Origin of the sequence: Pseudoalteromonas shioyasakiensis, assembly GCF_001550135.1 — a bacterium.
GTDB lineage: Bacteria > Pseudomonadota > Gammaproteobacteria > Enterobacterales > Alteromonadaceae > Pseudoalteromonas > Pseudoalteromonas shioyasakiensis.
In genome coordinates this window covers 1-22,527 of record NZ_LRUE01000014.1, presented here as the reverse complement: position 1 = coordinate 22,527, position 22,527 = coordinate 1, and the positions used below count along the sequence as shown (strand labels likewise).

Annotated in this window: 19 protein-coding genes and 1 rRNA gene; 4 read left to right on the top strand and 16 right to left on the bottom strand. The window is 41.4% G+C overall.

Annotation, left to right across the window (positions count from 1 at the left end; translation table 11 throughout):
- Positions 1 to 55: 55 nt before the first annotated feature.
- On the bottom strand, positions 56 to 1,093 hold the full coding sequence (locus PASHI_RS07345) for an AI-2E family transporter (RefSeq protein ID WP_058584824.1): 1,038 nt from the start codon (positions 1,091 to 1,093) through the stop codon (positions 56 to 58).
- Between the two features lie 152 nt (positions 1,094 to 1,245).
- Here PASHI_RS07345 and PASHI_RS07340 point away from each other — a divergent pair, with 152 nt between their 5' ends.
- The 3 genes from PASHI_RS07340 to PASHI_RS07330 all read left to right on the top strand — a co-directional run bounded on the left by PASHI_RS07340 (position 1,246) and on the right by PASHI_RS07330 (position 3,407).
- Positions 1,246 to 1,836, top strand: coding sequence for a hypothetical protein (locus PASHI_RS07340; RefSeq protein ID WP_062565115.1), 591 nt, complete (start codon positions 1,246 to 1,248; stop codon positions 1,834 to 1,836).
- 63 nt (positions 1,837 to 1,899) lie between these two features.
- Positions 1,900 to 2,805, top strand: a complete 906-nt coding sequence (locus PASHI_RS07335) for a M14 family metallopeptidase (protein WP_062565364.1) — start codon at positions 1,900 to 1,902, stop codon at positions 2,803 to 2,805.
- A gap of 185 nt (positions 2,806 to 2,990) precedes the next feature.
- Positions 2,991 to 3,407 carry a hypothetical protein gene (locus tag PASHI_RS07330; protein ID WP_062565114.1) on the top strand — a complete coding sequence of 139 codons (417 nt, stop codon included), beginning with the start codon at positions 2,991 to 2,993 and terminating at the stop codon, positions 3,405 to 3,407.
- Between the two features lie 36 nt (positions 3,408 to 3,443).
- Here the strand turns inward: PASHI_RS07330 and ccoG are convergent, their stop codons facing one another.
- The 9 genes from ccoG to PASHI_RS07285 all read right to left on the bottom strand — a co-directional run bounded on the left by ccoG (position 3,444) and on the right by PASHI_RS07285 (position 15,101).
- The gene (gene ccoG / locus PASHI_RS07325) at positions 3,444 to 4,826 is read right to left on the bottom strand and encodes a cytochrome c oxidase accessory protein CcoG (RefSeq protein ID WP_062565113.1); all 1,383 of its coding nucleotides are present in this window, start codon (positions 4,824 to 4,826) and stop codon (positions 3,444 to 3,446) included.
- A gap of 151 nt (positions 4,827 to 4,977) precedes the next feature.
- Positions 4,978 to 6,384, bottom strand: a complete 1,407-nt coding sequence (locus PASHI_RS07320) for a sigma-54 interaction domain-containing protein (RefSeq protein WP_062565112.1) — start codon at positions 6,382 to 6,384, stop codon at positions 4,978 to 4,980.
- A gap of 112 nt (positions 6,385 to 6,496) precedes the next feature.
- Positions 6,497 to 7,054, bottom strand: coding sequence for a YceB family lipoprotein (locus PASHI_RS07315; protein ID WP_054561215.1), 558 nt, complete (start codon positions 7,052 to 7,054; stop codon positions 6,497 to 6,499).
- Positions 7,055 to 7,108: 54 nt separating this feature from the next.
- Complete coding sequence (locus tag PASHI_RS07310) at positions 7,109 to 9,790, bottom strand: DUF349 domain-containing protein (protein WP_062565111.1); 2,682 nt, start codon at positions 9,788 to 9,790, stop codon at positions 7,109 to 7,111.
- The gene (locus tag PASHI_RS07305) at positions 9,780 to 10,061 is read right to left on the bottom strand and encodes a YeaC family protein (protein ID WP_054561213.1); all 282 of its coding nucleotides are present in this window, start codon (positions 10,059 to 10,061) and stop codon (positions 9,780 to 9,782) included. Before PASHI_RS07305 ends, PASHI_RS07310 begins: the two co-directional genes overlap by 11 nt.
- A gap of 1 nt (position 10,062) precedes the next feature.
- Positions 10,063 to 10,389: a hypothetical protein gene (locus PASHI_RS07300; protein ID WP_054553080.1), complete on the bottom strand. Its 327-nt coding sequence runs from the start codon at positions 10,387 to 10,389 to the stop codon at positions 10,063 to 10,065.
- 151 nt (positions 10,390 to 10,540) lie between these two features.
- A complete protein-coding gene (locus tag PASHI_RS07295; RefSeq protein ID WP_062565110.1) occupies positions 10,541 to 12,043 on the bottom strand; it encodes an alanine/glycine:cation symporter family protein in 1,503 nt (500 codons plus the stop codon).
- A gap of 285 nt (positions 12,044 to 12,328) precedes the next feature.
- Entirely contained in the window at positions 12,329 to 13,456 is a 1,128-nt protein-coding gene (locus tag PASHI_RS07290; protein ID WP_054561211.1) for a M14 family metallopeptidase, read from the bottom strand.
- 202 nt (positions 13,457 to 13,658) lie between these two features.
- The gene (locus PASHI_RS07285; protein WP_054561210.1) at positions 13,659 to 15,101 is read right to left on the bottom strand and encodes a glyceraldehyde-3-phosphate dehydrogenase; all 1,443 of its coding nucleotides are present in this window, start codon (positions 15,099 to 15,101) and stop codon (positions 13,659 to 13,661) included.
- Between the two features lie 174 nt (positions 15,102 to 15,275).
- Between PASHI_RS07285 and PASHI_RS07280 the strand changes: the two genes are divergently transcribed.
- A complete protein-coding gene (locus PASHI_RS07280) occupies positions 15,276 to 16,082 on the top strand; it encodes a DUF2989 domain-containing protein (RefSeq protein ID WP_058584753.1) in 807 nt (268 codons plus the stop codon).
- Between the two features lie 64 nt (positions 16,083 to 16,146).
- Here the strand turns inward: PASHI_RS07280 and ihfA are convergent, their stop codons facing one another.
- From ihfA to rrf, 6 genes are all read right to left on the bottom strand, one after another.
- Positions 16,147 to 16,446, bottom strand: a complete 300-nt coding sequence (ihfA, locus tag PASHI_RS07275) for an integration host factor subunit alpha (protein WP_002960690.1) — start codon at positions 16,444 to 16,446, stop codon at positions 16,147 to 16,149.
- Between the two features lie 2 nt (positions 16,447 to 16,448).
- Complete coding sequence (gene pheT / locus PASHI_RS07270) at positions 16,449 to 18,836, bottom strand: phenylalanine--tRNA ligase subunit beta (protein ID WP_062565109.1); 2,388 nt, start codon at positions 18,834 to 18,836, stop codon at positions 16,449 to 16,451.
- Between the two features lie 15 nt (positions 18,837 to 18,851).
- On the bottom strand, positions 18,852 to 19,832 hold the full coding sequence (gene pheS / locus PASHI_RS07265) for a phenylalanine--tRNA ligase subunit alpha (protein ID WP_054552893.1): 981 nt from the start codon (positions 19,830 to 19,832) through the stop codon (positions 18,852 to 18,854).
- Between the two features lie 77 nt (positions 19,833 to 19,909).
- A complete protein-coding gene (gene hda / locus PASHI_RS07260; protein ID WP_171037157.1) occupies positions 19,910 to 20,620 on the bottom strand; it encodes a DnaA regulatory inactivator Hda in 711 nt (236 codons plus the stop codon).
- Complete coding sequence (locus PASHI_RS07255) at positions 20,620 to 21,675, bottom strand: DUF2066 domain-containing protein (protein WP_062565108.1); 1,056 nt, start codon at positions 21,673 to 21,675, stop codon at positions 20,620 to 20,622. Before PASHI_RS07255 ends, hda begins: the two co-directional genes overlap by 1 nt.
- 518 nt (positions 21,676 to 22,193) lie before the next feature.
- Positions 22,194 to 22,308 (bottom strand): 5S ribosomal RNA (gene rrf, locus PASHI_RS07250).
- Positions 22,309 to 22,527 lie beyond the last annotated feature (219 nt).

Sequence of the window (22,527 nt, the reverse complement as noted above, 5' to 3'; positions counted from 1 at the left end):
ATCCGCAATAACACTTAATCATTTTGAAAGATAAAAAGGCGCTTAAGCGCCTTTTTTAATCTTCAAGTTTTAGCTCTTCGCCATTGCCAAGCAAGGTAGCAAGCCATCGCCCTTCTTGACTAGTCTCTAAGGCTATTTTAACTATCATGGTCAATGGAACTGATAACAGCATACCCACGGTCCCCATCAGCCAGCCCCAGAAAATCAAGGATAAAAACACCACTAGCGTCGATAAACCCAGCCCTTTACCCATAAAACGCGGCTCGACGATATTACCCATCACCGTGTTTATAACTAAATAGCCACCAGCAATAAATCCTGCAACCAGTGGGCCTTGAGTGATCAAAGCGAGTAACACTGGAGGCACAGCGGCAATGATAGAGCCAATATTAGGAATGTAGTTAAGCATAAAGGCCACTACAGCCCAAAGTATAAAATAATCAACATCAAGAGCCCAAAGCATAAAGCCTGCAAGCATACCTGTGCCTAAGCTAACCAGCGTTTTAATAGCCAGATAAGAGTTAATTGAATCTAAAAAGCGATCAACCTGCTGCATTTTCATTTCAGGATCGTCCAGTGCTAAATGCACTTTTTTACTCAGCATAGGTCCTTCAAACAACATGAACACCACGGTTAGGATGATCAAAAACAGGTTCGCCATCACGCCACCGAGGCCTGTGAGCATGTTGGTTGCAACATCAATCATTTTGCCCGGATCGAATAAAGAGATGATCTGCTCTTTATCAATCAGAATGTTATAACTCGCTGCGACATTAACCACCCAGACAAACTCTTCTTTTAGTTGTGCTTTATACTCAGGCAGCTTTTCAGAGAAATCGGTCATCGATTGCCCTACCAACCCGGCAAGGCTTATCCCTACACCAACAATCATCAACATCACAAACACAACGGCAATTCCTTTAGGGATACCGTATTTAGCAAAGAAACGAATTAAGGGATTACAAATAATGGCAATAAAGGCTGCCAACACAAATGGGATAACAATCACACTTGCAGCTTTAATACCCGCTAAAACAACGACTAAAGCAGCAAATATCACTAAACTTTTATTTACACCAGTCAGGCTCGACAAAATAAAATCCTTGTTAGTTTTTTTATCAGTGTAAGTGAAATACGCCGCAAAAGAAATCACAAAGCAGCTGGCACAATTAATGCTCGTTATACGTGCATAATTTGAACAATTTATGATACATATAAGTAAGCGTGCTTTAAAAGGAGCTTTATATGGCACATTTATCCGAACAAGAACTCTCTTTTTTCAACCGTTTATTCGAGGCTGAACGGACTGATAGCGATCCAACCGATACAAAAATGTCTGTTAGGCTTAATTTGCCTGATAAATTAAACGGCTTACTTACCAATGCCAAACTGACACTACTTGCTGAAGTAGGAATTTACCAGTTGTGGTTTCCGCTTGAATTTACCAAGGACAAGAATGGCCAGCTTATCCCTGTACTTAGCGCACCAGAAGTAATAGATACCAAAGGTATCGAACGCAGCTGGCGTACGCCTGATCTCGAAATACACACAGAGCAATTTCAAATATTGTCTTTATCAAGCACAGGCGTGTTACTCAAGCCAAAGCGTCAATCACCCGATCTTAATAAAGAGATACTGTTGGCATTTAATTTACCTAGTGAAGAACACGTTATACTTAGCGTAAAGCCAATACGAACGACCAGCAAAGGAATTGCCGGAAAAATAGTGAAAGTGTGTCAGGGTGAAGATGCACTGCGTAAATACTTATTTGAGACCCATAAGCACCATCATGCAAAGCTGTACGAGCAAGGTAACTTTACTACTGAGCTTATCTAGTTGCAGCAGCTTAACAGCTTAGATAAGCTTGGCGTTTTGCAGCAAGTCACAACAAGGTATTTTATGAGTTACCCTATTGGAACCCCAGGTAAGCCGTGGAACGAAGAAGATAAGAAAGCATGGTTTGAATTACAGTCAGTAAAGCGTAGCTATTTAGATGATGTTGTATCGCAACTAGACTCTTTAGCAAGCGATTTCAGTATTGAGCAATATGGCGCATTAAGTTACGACAGCGACAAATACCCACTTTACATTTTAAAGAGCAAGCAGTGGCAAGCTGATAAACCTGTTGTGCTGGTTACCGGTGGTGTTCATGGTTACGAAACAAGTGGTGTGCATGGTGCTTTAGCGTTCGCTAAGAGAAGTGCCAAAGACTACTTTGCTGATTTTAATATTTTAGTGGCTCCGTGTATCAGCCCATGGGGTTATGAAACGATTAACCGCTGGAATCCAAATGCCACTGATCCAAATCGCTCTTTCTATGCAGATAGCCCAGCTGAAGAGTCTGCAGCAATCATGCAGTATTTAGCCGACAACGCTATTGCACCTTATGTGCATATTGACCTACACGAAACTACAGACACTGATAATAGTGAGTTTCGCCCTGCGCTTGCAGCACGTGATGCAACGACCCACGATAACTGGAACATCCCGGATGGCTTTTACCTTGTTGCTGATAGTGAGCGCCCGCATGATGCATTTCAAACAGCGATTATAAAATCAGTTGAAAAAGTAACCCACATCGCACCAAGTGATGAGAATAACCAGTTGATTGGTGTGCCACAAACTCAATTTGGTGTAATTAATTACCAAGCGAAAAAACTGGGGTTATGTATGGGCTTAACCGATGCAGAATATGTCACAACAACAGAGGTTTACCCTGATAGCCCACAGGCCAATGACGCAATTTGTATTGATGCACAAGTAGCCTCAATTACCGGTGCTTTGAACTATATTGTTAACAAATAGTTAGTTATATTTTAAATCTGGGGTGAATGATTTATCCACCCCAAACCTAAATAACTAGATAAAATTTACACATATACAAATTTAATGAAAAAGTTATGTTTTTTGAAATTTGTATACTAAATAACTAGACACATACATAGAATTGTATAAAATTCGCGCTCTTTTTAATTCAAAAGGGAAGCAAATTGGAATTTAAGAATCACTATGGCAGTGTCAGTATCATCACCGATGGTCCAATTATTATTGGGCAATTTTCTGGTAATATTAACGCACGTTTGGTCAATGACTTTGCAGTCGATTTAAAAAAGCATATTACTGCTTTAGCTGGAAAGCCGTGGGCGTATATTAGTCATTCTACCCAATTACTTGCTACCACCCCTGATGCAGAACGTGGTTTTACCCAATTATTTCGTGCCCTGCAAGGCACTAACTGTATAGCCACCGCTTATATGTTTAGCTCGTCTATTGTGCTTAATCAGATGAAACGCATCATTGCACAAGCGCAATCACCGATTCAAATAATGGACTGCTTATTTGATGATTTAGACAGCGCTAAGGCTTATGTGCTGAAGCAGCTCGAATTTGCAGAAATGGCTTGTTAAAAACAAGCCATTTTCGTTTCTAGACCCGTGATTGGGTTAATCTCGGTAAAACTTAGATTCTTTAGTTATTGCTATATCAGCATCTTCTAATGCTTGAATGTGAAAACTGATAGGCGTTACTTTTGATTTCAGCTCGTAGCCATCTGCAACCACAGTGACAGGCACACGCTTCATCTGACCTGCCTCAACAGTTATCGTTTCAGGCACTTGTAAGCTTGCTTCTTCAATACCACTGATGCCGATTGAATAGCTCAAGCTATGCTGTGTTTTGTTGATAATTGATAAGGTATATGGGTTTTCTACTAATCCTTCAAAATTTACACGGTACAGGGCATTACGGTCACGAATGACAGAAGCCTCAATAGGTGTACGCATTGCCATCCACACAACCATGCCAACGACAAACAGCGCTGTTAAACCACCATAGCCAAGCAGTTTTAACCTAAATGGATTGGTCGTTTTGCCTTCCATTTGTTTTTCAGAGGCGTACTTGATAAGGCCTTTTTGATAGTTGAATTTTTCCATAGTGCTATCGCACGCATCAATACATAAGCCACAGTTTATGCATTCATACTGCAAGCCATTACGAATATCGATACCCGCCGGACATACTTCAACACATAGGTTACAGTCTACGCAGTCACCTAAGCCTAACTCTTTAGGATCGGCTTTACGTTTACGCGCACCACGAGACTCCCCTCGCGCTTGATCGTAGGTAACAACTAACGTGTCTTTATCAAACATCACTGATTGAAAACGTGAATAAGGGCATGCCACAGTACACATTTTTTCACGTAAGAATCCCGCATTGCCATAGGTACAAAATGCAAACAGGAATACCCAAAAACTGACGATCCCAGACATTTCTAAGGTAAATAAGCTCATGTATAAAGACTTAGCGGGAATGAAATAAGCCATAAATGACATAGATGTAAGCAAAGAGATCACCAGCCAAGCTGCATGCTTAGTGATTTTCTTTTGCCATTTACTCACTGACCAATCAGCTTTATCAAGTTTAATACGCTGATTACGGTTACCTTCCACTTTATGTTCGACCCAAGTAAACATCAGCATCCAAATTGTTTGTGGGCAAGTGTAACCACACCAGACACGACCTAACCAGTTAGTGACGAAAAACAAAGCAAACGCCCCTGTCATAAATAACATGGCTAAGATCATAAAATCTTGTGGTAATAGCGTTAAGCCAAATAAAGTAAATTTTTGGCTGGCTACGTCGAGTAATACAGCTTGACGGCCATCATAGGGGATCCACGGAATGGCGATGAACGTCAGCATTAGCACCCAGCCTAAGTAACGGCGGATACGTTGGAAATACCCCTTTTGCTCACGAATATAAATTGGCCCTTCTTGGTTGTAGGGCTTGATGATTAAGTCTTGCTCTTTAATATCAAATTTCATTTTGCTACTTACTTTTGTGTCGGTAATAGCCTGACAGAGCAACAATCAGGCCAACACAAATTCAAAATAAGTCATTGATATTAAATAATTAAATTTATATTTGAACGTTCAAAAGCACGATATATCGCGAATACTCGCGATATATCACGAATTAGCGCTTTATTGACAGCTTTTTCATCTTTGATCTAAGGGTACTTTCTGGCAGGCCCAGCAAGGTTGCGGCACCATTTTCACCTGATATTTGCCCGTTACAGCGTTTTAGCACCTCACAAATATGCTGCTTTTGTACAGCATCAAGAGAAACCACCTGCTCATTTGATTGCTCGTTACTCAAAGGTGCAGACAGCTGTAATACAGCTTGCTTAGACAGAATAGCTTCACGTTCTAGGATATTTTGTAGCTCACGAATATTACCAGGCCAATCATAATTAGCTAACTTAGTGAGTGTTGCTTTGCTTAGCCCTTTTAACTGTTTACCTAAGCGCTTGTTTAACTGCGTAATAATATTTGCTGCAAGTAGTGGAATATCTTCCTTGCGTTCACGAAGCGCAGGCACACGAATAGGAAAGACATTTAGGCGATAATACAAGTCCATTCGAAAGCTACCCTGCTCAACCATTTGCCACAAGTTACGGTTTGTTGCAGCTAACACTCGGATATCAACTTTTAAAGTTTGACTGCCCCCAACGCGCTCAAACTCTTGCTCTTGTAGGACACGCAGTAATTTACTTTGCGCCTCTAATGGCAGCTCTGCCACTTCATCTAAAAATAAAGTGCCTTTATCAGCCAGTTCAAAACGCCCTTTTCTGCGTTCATTAGCGCCAGTAAACGCCCCTTTCTCATGACCAAATAACTCAGACTCAATTAAGTTGGCGGAAAACGCCGCGCAGTTTACTTTTATGAAAGGTTGCTCAGCACGATTGCTCAAGCGGTGAAGGTTTCGAGCCACCAGCTCTTTACCCGTGCCGTTTTCACCTAAAATCAAAACCGTACTATTGGTTTGGCTTACCAAGGTAATTTGCTCGAGCATACTTTGAAATGAATGACTTTGCCCAACTAAGCCAGAGTCTTGCCAATCTTCGTTTAACTCTGAAATAAGGTAAGCATTTTCAGCTTGTAGCTGCTCAGATAAGTGCTGAACTTGTGCTAAGGCATCACGTAACGCCACTTCTGTTTGCTGTTGTTTGGATACATCGCGAAAAATCGCGACTGCCCCAATCAAGGCACCATTTTTATAAACTGGCGTTGAAGTATACTCAACAGCAAAATAGCTTCCATCTTTACGCCAGAATACTTCATCGTTTACATGACGGTGCTTGCCATCGAACATAGTGCAATATATTTGGCATTCATCCGCCGGGTATGGTGAGCCATCTTTACGAGTATGATGATGATATTGATGTATTTTTTTACCAAGGAGTTCGTCTGCTTTCCAGCCCGTCATGCGCTCCGCAGCAGGGTTTACAAAAACTGCATTACCCGATAAATCGAAGCCATAAATACCTTCACCTACGGCATTTAGCAGTAATGTGGGGTCGTTTAAAAATTCCTTGATCATAGCCATCACTCAATTCGCGAAATATCACGAAGCAATTATGACAAGGTTGAACATGCTTAACAAGCAATTACAAAAAAAGCGGCTAGAAGCCGCTTTAATATATCGAATAGTTTTATAGTGTTGGCACTAATATAATTTCACCCTGAGATACTTTCATATCTAATGGCAATTTACTCAATAGTGCGACTTTAGGGTCATTCATATTTAGCTTGTAGACAGGGTTAACCGCTAAAAAGCCGTTAATTACTTGCATTGCTTGGTCATCTAATAAGTTTAAGCTGCCCTTGAAACCCGCGGTGTCGATTGTTGTATCAACCAGTTTTACATTACGTAAAAAGACCGCTTTTTTCTCGCTGTCATAAAATGGGCTGCCTTCAATTTGTAGTTTTAAGCGTACTGGATACTTAAGTGCAAACGCTTTGATAACAGCGCTAGAATCGGCCCCTAAAACCACCACATCACGCTTATCTGGGCCAACATTGACACTTAGGTCGTTTACCGCAAAATCAACTGGTAAGCCCATCAGCTTAATCTGTTCACTTAGTTTTGGTAATTGATTAGCAAGGGCTGCTTCAATTTCAGAATTGGTAAACGAGTAAACAGACATCCCTTGATCTGTACTTTTACATGCCCCTAAAAATAAACAGGTAAGTAGTAATAAAATTCTCATTGTTTTCCTCAAAAACACACGGAAAAAAACCGCTTAAAAAAGCGGTTTTATTCGTTAAATTGCAAATATTGCTTTAAGCCTTGCTAGTGTGTCAGCTGAAACTGAACCCTCACTGACTGCAAGTAATTGCTTTAAGTAATAATAAACATCTGCGTGCTCGCCACGGTGTTTATCATCTAACATCGCAACTTGCTCTGTCATACGTAACTGACTATCAGCCGATTCAACGCCCGCTAGAATTTCGATACGAGTTAACAGCTGCGCAGCGTTTAGATTAGTTATTAATGAAGCTTGGAACTGCGAAGGCAGTTCACTGCCGCTCTCAAGAGCAGCAAATAAAGCCGTTAACTTAGACTGCTCTGCTTGTTTGCTGATTTGCGCTGTTTTTGCGCTAATCGCTGTCTCTAACTGAGTCACGCGTGCCGATAATGCTTTTGAGTACTCAAGCTCTGCAAGCTTCACTGTTAAATCTTTAAGCTGTGCAAGGTGCACCACGGTCTCAAGTGCAGACTCAAGCTCACTTAATTGCTCTGCGGCAACTTCGTCATTTTGTTGCTGAACTTGCTTTTGCTGTTCAAACTCGGCACTGCGCTTAGCAAAGGTGTCGTCATTAACTCGTCTGAATTGCTGCCATAAAGTGTTTTCAGCTTTCATTCCAGCAAAGCCAATAGTCTGCCATGTTTGTTGAAGTGCTTTTAGCTCCTGGCACGCAGCAGCTAAATCATCGCTTTGCGATAACTGTGTTGCTTGCTCAACAAGTGCAGCTTTTTGCTCAGCATTTGCTTTATGAAATGCAGCAAGTTGACCTTGAACTTGTGATTGCGCAGCTTTAAATTGCGTTTGTAGTTCACGGTATGTTTTAGGATCTACATTGCCTGCAGAGCGCCACGCTTTAGCGGTACGGTTAAACTTGCTTTCAAACTGCTTCCAATCAAACTCATCAGAAGAGGTATCAAGCTCTGTTAACTGCTGCATTTGCGAGATTATTTCAACGCGCTGTGCTTTAGCTTGCTCACGTTGTTGCTCCTGCTCTGCAAAATACTCACGACACGGCGCAAACAGTAATTCAATTTGTTGATCGAATAACTCGCCTTGCTGCTTTTCTGCATCAGTATCTAAACGCCCTAACTCATTCCAACGACGACGTAACTGTTTAACTTGCTCTGCGCGTTGTTTAGGGTCTGTGCACTCGGTTGCAACAAGTTCATTTACTTCAACAAGTAATGCATCACGCTTTGGCGCTGATGCGTATTTTTGCCAATCTTTTGCTTCTGCTAACTGTGTTTCTAAATCAGCTTTCAAGCTATTTAATGGCTGCTTGTAATAGTCTGTAAGTGTTGCGTATAGCTCTTCAAAACCTTTAAACACACCAAAGGCAACATTAAAGCGACCTTGGTCAATTAAGCGTTTTACATCGCGAGCTTTACGCTTCGCTGTTTGTTGATTTTTCTCAAACTTATTCGTTAGCGGTGCCATCGCTTGCTGCCAGCTGTTTACTACTTCAGCTAAATTGGCTTTAAAGCGACCCTGTAAACGACTAGGAATACTTGCCAGCTTTTTGCGTGCTAATTTTTGCTGTTGCTCAAACTGCTGTTTTAGCCCGTCAAACTCGCTTTCGTCTTCGGTTGTCGCAACTGAGTTTAATTGATCAAATGCCTCTTTAAACTCAGCAATAGCACTAACCAGTTGCGGTAACTGTTCGACTTGGTTAAATAAATTTGTTAAGTGCAGTTTTACATCACTAACATGTTTGTTCTCAGATAAGTTCGCCTCTGCTAACGCATCTTTTGCCTCTGCAACTTTTGCCTCGAGCCAATCTTGCTGAATTTGCTCTGGCGTTTCTAAGCCTAATTGCAATGCATTTTCAATTTCTTCGCCAATTGCTTCAAGGCTTGCAAGTGCTAATACCTGACGTTGTTGCTCAGCTAACGCTTGCTGCGCTGCTTCATGCTCTTTACTTAAAACTGCAATATGAGATTCAAGCTTTTGCGTAATCGCTGAATATTTTTTATCTAGCGTGCTTACTTGCTCATCGCTCAGCCATTTTAGTTCGATAGCTTGCCAATGCTGTAATAACTCAGCATGTTGCATCGACACTAACTGAAAGTCATTTTTATCACGAAGCGCATTAAGCTTTGCTAATACTACACGTGTATCAGCTTCTACTTTGGCAGGCATTTCTATCGCTAAGCGTTCATTGTCAAGATGAGTCGCCAGTTGTGTGTGTGCCTCACCTTTTGCATGCTTTAATAGTGATTTAGCAAGTTGATGATTAATCACAAGCTCAACAAGTTGCAATTGCAGCTCTTCACGGCCTTCTTTAAAAGCTTTATCAATTAAGCTTGGGTTTGCTAAACGCTTTAATAACTTAACACGAACTTGAAGTTCTTTTTCTGCAAAGGCGAGTTTCTCAAGAGTTTTGACTGGTGCATAACGCTCAATAAACTCATTTTTGATATTTGCATCTAGCTGGCTATCGGTATTTAAAACCGCTTGGTTAATATGCTGTTCTGCAACGTCTTTAAGTGCTTGGTCTTGCTTGTATGCTTGCCACCATAAAACAATATCGTTCACTTTGTTTAATGCTTTTTTGCGGATCTCAGCTGAGCTGTCTTCAAGGGCAATGCTATTTAAGATGCTAAGGTCACGCTCTGTATCAAGACGTTCTACCGCAGCTAAACGCACTTGGTTTTTAGGGTGCTTCCACTTTGGAGTAAACAGGTGTTTAAAGATCATTTTCACTAAACCTAGCTATTTCATTTTCTGATGCGAATTCTTTTTGCAATTGAGCTTTGCTCTTTTGCACCATTTCACCATTTGCGCCAATGGTAAACTGCTCATTGCTTTGCGAAACTTTAGCTTGATAAAGCATCACGAGTTGAACGGTTTGTTGTTTTTGCTCTTCTGATAATGGAGTGCCGTCAGGCCACTTACCCGTTGAGGCACCATACTGAAGACGTTCAAATACTTCTGGGGTGATATTTTTAACGATGTGATCAATATTCATGTTACTTTTTCTTTTTTAAAACAACTAAATAGATGCGGCTTACAAGATACCACACAAAACCTACTGCCATTGCCGATGTATAGGCATACCACTCAAGAGACTTTGCTTCGGGGTGCATAAAGTAATAACAGAAAAAGCCCCCTAAAAATAAAATCAGTGCGAGGAAAGACTGATTCATAAACTTTTGTTGTCTACGAATGCGCGTTTCTTTTTGCATTTGCTGCAATTGCTCATTGCTTAGATCGGTGACTTGGCATTCACAATGCGGGCATTGCTTATGTTTGTCAGATATTGATTTTGCACACTGCGGGCAACTAATAATCGCCATATCTTTCTCCATACTACGCATAAAAAAGGCGCCTTTAGGCGCCCTTTATTGTACTTGTTTTATGAGTCGATGTCTTATTTGAATTTCATTCATTTGTGAAGATTCGAAAACCTGCACAACTAAATTCACTACAAAAACTCAAAAACCTGATTTATTGTTTCTGTTTCGCCTTTTCAGCTAGACGCTTTTCCCAGAAAGTCGCATTTTTAATGCCTAATTTAACTGGATCAAAAGTGATTTCGCCACCGGCTTTCTTTTGATCTTCGTAATCACGTAAGCAGTTAAGGGCAGGTTTTGCGACAAAGAAAATAGCCAAAATACCGACAATGTTAATCCAGGCCATTAAGCCTACGCCAATATCACCAATATTCCAGATATAACCAGAGCTGTTTACCATGCCGTAAGCAACCATAAACATGATGACTAGCTTAACAATAACCAGTGGAATGTTGCCTTTGAAATAACGGTTTAAGTAAGCAACGTTCGTTTCAGCAATATAGTAATAAGCAAGAATTGTGGTAAATGCGAAGAAGAATAAAGCAATACCAACGAATGCTTCACCGAAGCCACCAAATACGCTAAATAATGCCATTTGTGTGAAAGCAGCAGAGCCTACTTCTGTTGCCGCATCAACGTTTTGCACAATGAATTGACCTGCAGGTAACTCACCCACAATGTTGTATTGTTTAGTGATTAGAATCATTAACGCCGTTGCTGTACAAACAAAAATGGTATCAACATAAACAGAAAATGCTTGCACTAAGCCTTGTTGAGCTGGGTGATCAACTTCAGCAGCTGATGCTGCATGTGGACCCGTACCTTGGCCTGCTTCGTTTGAGTAAATACCACGTTTCACACCCCAACCAATAGCAGCACCAAAGCCTGCTTGCGCGGTGAATGCATCAGATAAGATCATTGAGAAGATACCTGGCACTTTATCTAGGTTTAAGAACACCACGATTAAAGCTAACACGATGTAACCTAGTGCCATAAATGGCACCACGATTTGTGTGAAGTTTGCGATACGTTTAATGCCACCAAAGATGATAAATGCAAGTACAATTAAGATGATTGCAAGCGCAACAAGCTTAAAGCTACCTACTTCACCAAAGCTGGTGCTAACCAATGTGCCTTCACCAAAAACTTGTGTGAATGCATTACCTACTGCATTCGCTTGAACGCCCGGAAGGAACACACCACAAGCAATAATCGCCGATACTGCAAATAATACTGCTAACCACTTTTGCTGTAAGCAGCGGTCGAAGTAGTATGCTGGACCACCGCGATATTGACCATCTTCTTCTGATTTATAAATCTGACCAAGAGTTGACTCGGCATACGCAGTACTTGCGCCAAGGAACGCAACTATCCACATCCAAAAAATCGCCCCTGGACCACCAAAGCCGATTGCTGCAGCAACCCCGGCAATATTACCGACACCTACACGGCCTGATAACGATACAGCAAGTGCTTGGAACGAAGAAATACCCGTATCTGAATTATTAGAGCTAAGCAATAATTTACACATTTCTTTAAAATGTCTTACTTGTGCGAATCGGGTTAAAACGGAATAAAACAGACCTGCACCTAGACATAAATAAATGAGTGCACTACTCCAAATTATGTCATTAACGGCGCTTACTAAAGCTTCCATGGATATCCTCTATGATTATATTTTTTATTGTTAGTTACGATACTCAGCGTGAGCTTGTGAGAATGCGCGACACGATGACTGTGAGAAATAAAAATGAGATTTTGTTACTTCACAGCTGAACATATTGAATATTAACTTAAACCCACCAAGTTTGTTAACAGTTAATTTTCAATATGCTAAATGTACCTACCTCGTTAACATTTGATGCATCCTGCTCTACACCGTCATTTTTCAGTCAATAGATACAATTACGGGCATCAGTTTTGCTGATGCCCGTAAGGTTCGTTATCTTAATTTATCAACCACGTTAACAATAGCCGCTAACGTATCTTGACCAAATTGATACGAGCGACGATCTGACCAGCCGTAATCTGGATCTGGTAAATCATCGTTATCTTTAAATGGCATCTCTACCGTGTAAGCTAATGCATTAAATTCATGCGCGACAGCAGAAGAACCGACAGTTAAGTTAGCCTGGCCCGGCTCATCTTTTGGATAACCATGTTCGTCTTGGAACTCAGGCGTCACAGTTAAAAGCGCAGCTTTAAAGCTATCTTCTAACTCTTTTAAGCGATCATCGTAGCCTGGGATACCTTCACTACCCGCAACAAAGTTATAAGGAATTGCCTCGTCACCATGAATATCTAAGTGCATATCAAGGCCCGTTTCACGCATTTTGTTAAGCACTAAGAAAACTTCAGGGCTATTTTCCATGCTCGGTGTTTGCCATTCACGGTTCAAGTTAACGCCTTTAGCGTTAGTACGTAGGTGACCACGCACACTGCCATCTGGGTTCATATTTGGCACGATGTAGAATACCGCTTTAGATAATAGTGCCGCTGCATGTGGGTCTTCATCATCAAGTAATTTATGAAGTAAACCTTCAACGTACCACTCAGCCATAGTTTCGCCTGGGTGCTGGCGCGCCGTGATCCAGATTTTTTTCTTCTCACTGCTAGGAATACCCACTCGTAAAACACTCATGTCACGACCATCAAGGGTTTCGCCTAATGTTTCTAATTCACAAGCATGCTGGCTTTGTGCCCATGCTAGTAAATCTAAGTGGCGGTCATAGCTGTATGGCGCAAAGTAAGCAAAGTACATGCTGCTACACTCAGGCTCTACTTCAAATGATAGTGTGCCGTTTGCGTACTCAGATGGTACACGGAACCAAGTTTGACGGTCGTATGATGCAACCGCATGATAACCTTCCCAGCCATCAGGGTATGCTGAGTTCTCTAGGTTATTAATGTGTAATTTATGGTTTTGAAACGCAGTTGTTTCAAGACGAAAGTGAAACCACTGGAAAAAATCAGACTGATTGTCTTTATTAATTTCTAATTGAATATTCAGTGGATCAACGGCTTCAATAACCTTGATATTACCACTGTCAAAATTGCTGGTGATTTTCATTCTATAAACCTATTGGTTAAAAATAATTCTTAGCTATTCGCTTGTTAGTTAAGAATTAAGTCAACGCTCTGTAGTTAGAACGTTTTGTTAGTAATATGGTGTAGACCCTTAACAGCCTATCACATGCTGAAAATTTGCAAAAACTTTCACGACTAAAAAAGCCAGCATAATGCTGGCTTCTAGATTCTTTATAACTTAGGTATTAGCGAGGTAAGCTTGGGAAAGTTACTTCAGCCATATCACGCATACAGCGTACTACCTGACAGCTATAACCAAACTCATTATCGTACCAAACGTAAAGTACAACGCGGTTGTCATCTACGATTGTCGCTTGTGAATCAACAACACCTGCGTAACGGCTACCTACTAAGTCAGTCGATACGATTTCAGTAGACGCTGTGTAATCGATTTGATCACGAAGGTCTGAATGAAGTGCTGTTTCACGTAAGAACGCATTTAGTTCTTCAACAGTTGTACCTTTTTCAAGATTTAAGTTCAAGATAGCCATTGATACGTTTGGCGTAGGAACACGGATAGCGTTACCAGTTAGTTTACCTTCAAGCTCAGGTAAAGCTTTAGAAACCGCTTTTGCAGCACCTGTTGAAGTGATAACCATGTTAAGTGCAGCAGCACGGCCACGACGCTCAGCTTTGTGGTAGTTATCAATTAAGTTTTGGTCATTTGTGTACGAGTGAACTGTTTCAACGTGACCGTTTTTGATACCAAACTTATCGTTAAGTGCTTTTAACGTAGGGGTAATAGCATTGGTAGTACAGCTTGCTGCACAGACAATCTTATCTTCAGATTTGATATCTTGGTTGTTTACACCGTATACGATGTTTTTGATGTTGCCTTTAGCTGGTGCAGTTAATAATACTTTTGCTGCGCCTTTTGCTTCTAAGTGCTGGCCAAGGCCTGCTTCGTCTTTCCAGATACCTGTGTTATCAACAACAAGTGCGTTCTCGATGCCGTAAGCTGTGTAATCAACTTCGCTAGGAGAGTTAGCATAGATAACTTGAATGTAGCTACCGTTAGCTTTAATTGCATTGCGCTCTTTATCAATTGTGATTGAGCCATTGAATGGACCGTGGATAGAGTCACGGCGAAGTAAGCTTGCACGCTTTTCTAAGTCGCCGTCTTTACCGCCACGTACAACGATTGCACGTAAACGAAGGTCTGCATAAGGACCTGACTTTTCGATTAATAGACGAGCTAATAAACGACCGATACGACCGAAACCGTATAACACAACATCACGTGGCTCTTTGCGCTCTGAGTTTGCGATTTCTGCTAGTTCGTCAGTTAAGTATTCTTCAACTGAGCGACCTTTCGCAGCATCGTTAAACAAATAACCATACGCTAGTTTACCAATATCGATACGTGCTGAGTTTAAGTCCATTTTGCTAATTGCTTCTAAGAAAGGGAAGCTTTCACGTAAACGTAGTTTTGTACCTTCAAACTGAGCAACTGTTTTGTGTGCTTTGATGATATCGATTGTACTGGCATTAACGAGAGGACGGCCATATACAGCGATTTCGATACCACGATTACGGTAAAGTCTACCAATAATAGGTTGCATACTTTCTGCGTAATCTTGACGTTCTTGCCAGCTGCTTGTGTATTCTAACTCGTGAGATGAGGTCATTTTTTTTACCTAATTAAACAATTTTGAACGGATAGCCTTAAAAAATGTGTTGTGATTTGAGAGCAACACATCTCAGGCAGGGGTATTCTAATTTAAACTCGAACGATTCTCCACTGTTACAGAACAAATCATTGCGCTAGAATAAAGTAGTACAAATTAAGTAGAGGTTAAGGAATGTTATTAAGAGCAAGCGTGTTGCTTGGTTTATTGGCATTAGCAGGCTGTGAAGATCCGCTTACACTAGCGAAAGTGTGCGACGAAACACCTGGCTTCTGCAGTGATTTAAATAAAGATAGTCACTGTAAAGAGCAACGTGCCGAGGTCATCATTCAACGTTATGTTGAATATAAGTCACCAACAGATGAAAACAAATACCAATTATTAAAGGATTTTGAGAAATACGATCAATGTGTGTCGCTTGCCGCCAAGATTGAGCATATAAAACTAAAAGAAAAAACCACGTCTCGTGTTGAGGGTCATTTAACAAGTATCAAAGAAATGACACGAATTTTTCAAGATACCAAAAATACTGACCACCCAGGCTTGTTGTATTACCATTGGTCGCGTAATAACGACCAATCTGCGTTAACTAAATTACTCGCCCTGGAAGAAAAGCAAGATAAACGGGTGACTGAAGATGCCGAAATGCAGTTTTTCTTAGCAAGCTACTACGTGAAGTTTGATGATGAAAAAACCATTGATTTGCTTTACAAAACGCTAGAGTTAAATAAAGCAGGTGAAACACCCAATCCTGAGATCTACCCTACTCTTGTGAGCTTATTCTACAAACACGAAAAGTATAAGCATGCCTACACCTTTGCACGTGTAGCACAATTATCAGGGTATGAAGATGTCGATATTTTACCTATTGAGCATCAACTCGCTGCCGCAGGCAAAAGCCTAGACAGCTTAGATGATTTAGCACAAAAAACCTACGACAGTATCCAAGAAGGAAGCTTCGTATCACCACGCGGGTTTTGATAATTCCAACTCGCTAATGTGCAGTGCTCAGACAAATAAAAAAGGCAGCTAACGCTGCCTTTTCTTATTTAGCTTTGCTTGTGCCAACTTCTACACGAGTTTTTAGCTTTTGACCTGGTCTAAAAGTCACAACTCTGCGCGCCGAAATAGGAATATCTTCACCTGTTTTCGGATTGCGGCCTGGACGTTCTTTCTTATCTCGAAGATCAAAGTTACCAAATCCAGAGAGCTTAACCTGCTCGCCTTTTTCTAGCGCTGAGCGGATTTCTTCAAAAAACGCTTCAACTAAATCTTTGGCATCTTTTTTATTGATCCCGAGTTTTTCAAATAGGTGTTCAGCTATGTCGGCTTTAGTAAGCGCCATATCTAGTCCCTCAACGATGCGTTAAATTGTTCGGCCAGTGCGGCCACCACATTATCAACTACTTGATTGATATCTTTCTCTTCGAGCGTTCTATCAACCGCTTGCAGTGTTAGAGCAATCGCCAAACTCTTATAATTTGGCTCAATACCTTTGCCCTTATACACATCGAATAAGTTTAGGTCAACCAATTGATTTCCGCCAACTTTTTCTATGACATTTAAAATATCACCAGATTTTACGTGATCTTCCACTAAAATCGCGATATCACGGCGGTTTGACGGGAATTTCGACACTGCCACTGCTTCTGGTAATTTTCTTTTTTCTAGTGCAGACATTTCGATTTCAAACACAAATGCTGTGTTGTTGATATCTAGTGACTTTTGCACCTGTGGGTGCACTGCACCAAAGAAACCTACTTTTTTACCATCAACATAAATAACGGCTGATTGGCCTGGATGTAAGCCATCAGACTGCTCTGCTTTTATCTCAAAACGTGATGAATCGTTACTAATTGCTAAAAGTGCTTCAACATCACCTTTTAAGTCATAGAAATCAACGCTACGCTTTTCTTGAACCCAATGTTCACCGTGTGCAAGACCTGAGATTACACCACCAATGACAGCAACTTGGTTTACACCGTTTTCAGCATTTTCGTCACGTAAGAATTTTAAGCCGTGCTCAAATAAACGTACACGTGGTTGCTGACGGTTTTGATTATAAACTAGAGACGCTAATAGACCCGGCATCAAGCTCACGCGCATTGCCGACATTTCAACCGAAATTGGGTGTGGCAATACAAGCGCATCACTTTGCGGGTGTAAAATTGCTTGTGCTTTTGGATCAACGAAGCTGTACGTAATTGCTTCTTGGTAACCACGAGTAACAAGCGTATTGCGGAATTTAGTTACCGCAACATGTGACTCGTCATGGTTAGTCATTTTTAATTTAGCAGTTGGTGCAACGTTAGGAATGCTGTTATAGCCGTAAACACGCGCAACTTCTTCAATTAAATCTTCTTCAATACGAATATCAAAGCGATAGCTAGGTACGTCAGCACTCCATACACCATCAACAATTTTCACGTCTAAACCTAAACGCGTTAGGATGTCAGTTACTTTTGCATCATCAATGTGGTGGCCAATTACACGGTCTAAACGCTCACGACGTAAACGCACTTCTGTTACTTTTGGTAACTTGTCAGTTGCGACTGCTTCAACAACTGGGCCTGCATCACCGCCAACAATCTCAAGAAGTAATGCTGTCGCACGTTCCATTGCATCTTTTTGCAGTGCAAAATCGACACCACGCTCGTAACGGTGTGACGCATCAGTGTGTAAACCGTAGCTACGTGCTTGACCAGCAATAGCGACAGGATTAAAGAACGCACTTTCTAATAAAATATCTGATGTTGCTTCAGTTACACCTGATTTTTCACCACCAAAAATACCTGCAATAGCAAGCGCTTTGTTGTGATCAGCAATAACAAGCGTAGACTCGTTTAGTTTAGCTGTGTTGCCATCTAACAGAACTAACTCTTCACCCGCGTTTGCGCTACGTACTTTAATACCACCTTCAATCGCATTTAAATCAAATGCGTGCATTGGGTGACCTAGCTCTAATAACACGTAGTTTGTTACATCAACAACAGGGTCAATTGAGCGAATACCACTGCGACGAAGCTTCTCTACCATCCAAAGAGGTGTTTCTGCATCAAGGTTGATACCTTTAATTACACGACCTAAATAACGAGGACACGCTTCATCATTCACAAGCTCAATCGATACTTTGTCATCAATCGTTGCAGCAACTGGTGCGATTTCAAGTGTGTTTACATCAACACTGTTAAGTACGCCTACTTCACGCGCTAAACCTTTAATACCTAGGCAATCACCGCGGTTAGGTGTTAAGTCAACATCAATAATGTTGTCGTCTAGGCTTAAGTACTCACGTAAATCAGTACCGATTGGTGCATCACTTGGTAATTCCATGATGCCATCACCTTCCTCGCTGATACCTAACTCAACGAATGCGCACAGCATACCGTGTGAAGGTTGACCACGAAGTTTGGCTTTTTTAATTTTGAAGTCGCCAGGTAATACAGCGCCAACTGTCGCAACAGCTACTTTCAAACCTTGACGACAGTTAGGTGCACCACACACGATATCAAGTAGCTCATCACCACCTACGTTTACTTTAGTTACACGTAATTTATCAGCATCAGGGTGTTGACCACACTCAACCACTTCACCAACAACAACGCCTGTGAACTCTGCTGCTGCAGGCTCAACACCGTCAACTTCAAGACCAGCCATTGATAACTGTTCCGAAAGAGCCTGTGTGTCGATTGCTGGGTTAACCCACTCTCTTAACCACTTTTCACTAAATTTCATTTTATATCTTCACTCTTAACGGAACTGGTTTAGGAATTTTAAATCGTTTTCGAAAAATGCACGTAAGTCGTTTACGCCGTAACGCAGCATAGTCAAGCGCTCTACACCCATACCGAATGCGAAGCCCGTGTATTTTTCTGGATCAATACCCACTGATTTAAGAACGTTAGGGTGAACCATGCCACAGCCTAATACCTCTAACCACTTGCCGTTTTTACCCATAACATCAACCTCAGCTGATGGTTCAGTAAATGGGAAGTAAGAAGGACGGAAACGGATTTCCATATCTTCTTCAAAGAAGTTACGTAAGAAGTCGTGCAGAATACCTTTTAACTCAGTGAAGCTTACATCTGTATCAACCATTAAGCCTTCCACTTGGTGGAACATTGGCGTGTGTGTTTGGTCATAATCGTTACGATAAACACGACCTGGTGAAATGATACGTAGTGGTGGCTGCTCAGTTTCCATAGTACGGATTTGTACGCCACTAGTTTGTGTACGTAACACAAGCTTAGGGTTGAAATAGAAAGTATCGTGATCAGCTCGCGCTGGGTGGTGCTCAGGAATATTTAGCGCATCGAAGTTATGAAAATCATCTTCAACTTCAGGACCTGATTTAACCGCAAAACCTAACTCACCAAAAAAGCTTTCAATACGTTCAATAGTACGAGTTACTGGGTGTAAGCCACCTGTTGGCATAACACGACCCGGTAAAGTTACGTCGATCGTTTCTGCAGCTAGTTTCTCTTCAAGAGCCTTACTTGCTAGTAACTCACGCTTTTCGTTAATGGCTGTTTGTACTTCTTGTTTTGCTTGGTTAATCACTTGACCCGCTTCTTTACGCTCTTCAGGGGCAATCTTGCCTAGCGTTTTAAGTAAGCTGGTGATTTCACCTTTTTTACCAAGGTAATTAACCCTGATATCTTCTAGTTGCGCGATTTCATTCGCACTGGCAACTGCCTCAAGTGCTTGCGCTAAAATATTTTCTAAGTTCATTGAGTACCTGGTCTTTCACAGAAGGATTTTTGTAATAGCTAATGATAACTGAAAGCAAGGACTAGATTCTAGCCCTACTAAAGCTTTAACGTTGATTTTATAAAAGGAATTGTTAATTTTCTTTGTGCAGCCATTGAGGCATGGTCAAGTTTGTCTAAAACGTCTAATAATGCACGCATATCACGGCTTAATCGCGTTAATAAAAAGCGCGCACATTCATCAGTTAGTTCAAGGCCGCGCATATGAGCACGGCGTACGAGGGCTTCCGCTTTATCATCATCGCTCATAGAGCGAATTTGTAATGTTGTGCCCCACTTCAAACGCGATACTAAATCAGGAAGATTGATATGCAGCATGTCAGGTAATAAATCAGCTGTAACCACAAGGTATTTGCCCGGCTCATTAAAGCGATTAAAAAAGTTAAATAATCCTTTCTCCCATGCATCGTTGCCTGCCACTAAGTGCACGTCATCGATACATAACACATCAAGATTTTCCAGACCTTCAAGCACAACAGGACCATAATCAATCACTTCACGCATTGAAAGTAACATGGTTGATAAACCGCGCTCTTGGGCATGAATACAGGTCGCGTACAATAGGTGGGATTTACCAGAATCACCTAAACCGCATAAGTAGGTATATTGAAATTTATTACTGAGCTTTGTGAACGCATCTTTAAGGTGACTCACTTCAAGAGAGTTTTCGCCACCAAAATAAGAAGTAAATGTTTCATCATCAGGCAAAGTAACTGGCAATGCCATTTGCATTGGTTCTTGCACTTCGATTAAAGCCCCTGCCACTGATATTCAAGCTCATCTTTATTGACCACTTGATAAAAATCACGCGGGTCCTGATACGCTTTAAAGGCACTATCAAGTTCTAACGCTTTTCTAAAATCATTCATGCTGCCAGTGTGATTAACTATAAATTGTACGGTATCAGGCGTACGTACAGATATCACAGCGCGAGTAACAACACTTAAGCTCTCTAAACGGCGTTTAGCAAATTCAATATCAACAAAGTTATTGATACCTTTAAGATAGAAGGTTGCTGTCGCAAGTTGGCCAATCATTGTTGGATCAATGGCATATTCTGCTGCTAAACCACCTGCTAAACTGTCAATCATATCTGCAACAATTTGCTGCTTATCACCCATCAAACGATTGGTATCAAATAATTCTGCATTAGTGAAACGCCAATCTAGGATCCAGGTTTCTGAATCAGCTTGTTGGTACATTCTTGCAGTAATACTGCGCTCTGCACTATAACGACTCGATGCACGCTCTACGGGTTCTGAGAAATTACCCCACACTTCTGGGATACCAACAATAGCGCGGTCTTGTAAATCAAGTAATGGCACAACCACAGGTAAACCACGGCGACCAGCTTTGTCGTATATAAGCTGTTCAAGCTGCGGATAAGACTCTTGAGTAACCAATTCACGGCGCCAGTTATCTTCAATGCCTAACCAGATAGCCACTAAAGGACGACGCGTGCCCCACAATGGCAAGCCAAGATCTTTGATTAATGCATTAATCTTATTTGCCTCAAACTTAACAACCAGATTTAAACTTCCATCTGCTTTTTCGTCATATTCGAATTTGAGCATGTAATCTGAAATGTCACGCGTGCGCTGTTTAGCAACAGGGTTTTGATCTGCGCTTGTATCACCACTCACTTTCACCAGCACATTTAGCAGTGCTTCACGGCTTGCTGCCAAACGAGCATCACGTGATTTGTCTGCAACTTTAAGAGTATCTTGATATAAATTAGTCACCTCAACAGCGAAAGTTGAAGCACTCGAAAATAATAATAATAAACAAATAAGTAATCTAGACACAGGCCATTAGTTCTTGCTTTTAAACTGATTTGATCCTAAATCAAAGCCATAAACAAAGCAAAGTTAATTTAATGAACGGTAGCTGAGCGAGTTCGTGAGTTACGAGCTAGCGAGAGTAAAGTTAGCGAGTTAGCAAGGGGAAAGTTAGCAAGAGTAAAGTTTGCAAGTCTGGCGTAGGTTGGGTAGAACGAAGCGAAACCCAACACATCACAGAGCTATCAGCTTTAAGCCGTCAGCTATCAGCCGCGCGGTGTGGGTGTTTGTTGCTGCGTCTTCCTATGCAATTAGGCTCTAGGCTCTAGGCTCTAGGCAAAGTGTCCTTGTAGGAATGGCTTTAGCCGTGAATGTGTTTGTTATGGTCTAGATTCGGCACTGAAGTGCCTCCTACGGGGGTTGTTGCTGAGGGAGTCTCTGTACAGGACAACCCCACATTTCAACTGACGTCTGACGGCTGAAAGCTGACAGCTTCAAACACAAAAAAGCCCGACTCTTTCGAATCGGGCTTTCTCTTATTTGGAGCCTGGCGATGACCTACTTTCACATAGCAGCTGCTACACTATCATCGGCGCTGTTTCGTTTCACTACTGAGTTCGGCATGGGGTCAGGTGGGTCCAAAACGCTATTGTCACCAAGCAAAAGGCGTGGAAAGGATTCTCGACAAAGCGCGTAGCGCTTACGAGTCCTTTGCGCAAGGTGAACTGATTTCGCGTTAAGCGTTGCGGTTCACCCTACATAAATCTGGAAATCTGATACTTTCTTACAGCTTAAAGCTTATGGCTTACAGCTTCGTAAAATCTACTTTAGTAACTTAACTTCTGTCGTTACGCTGTCATAAAACGCGTTTGGCGTTGT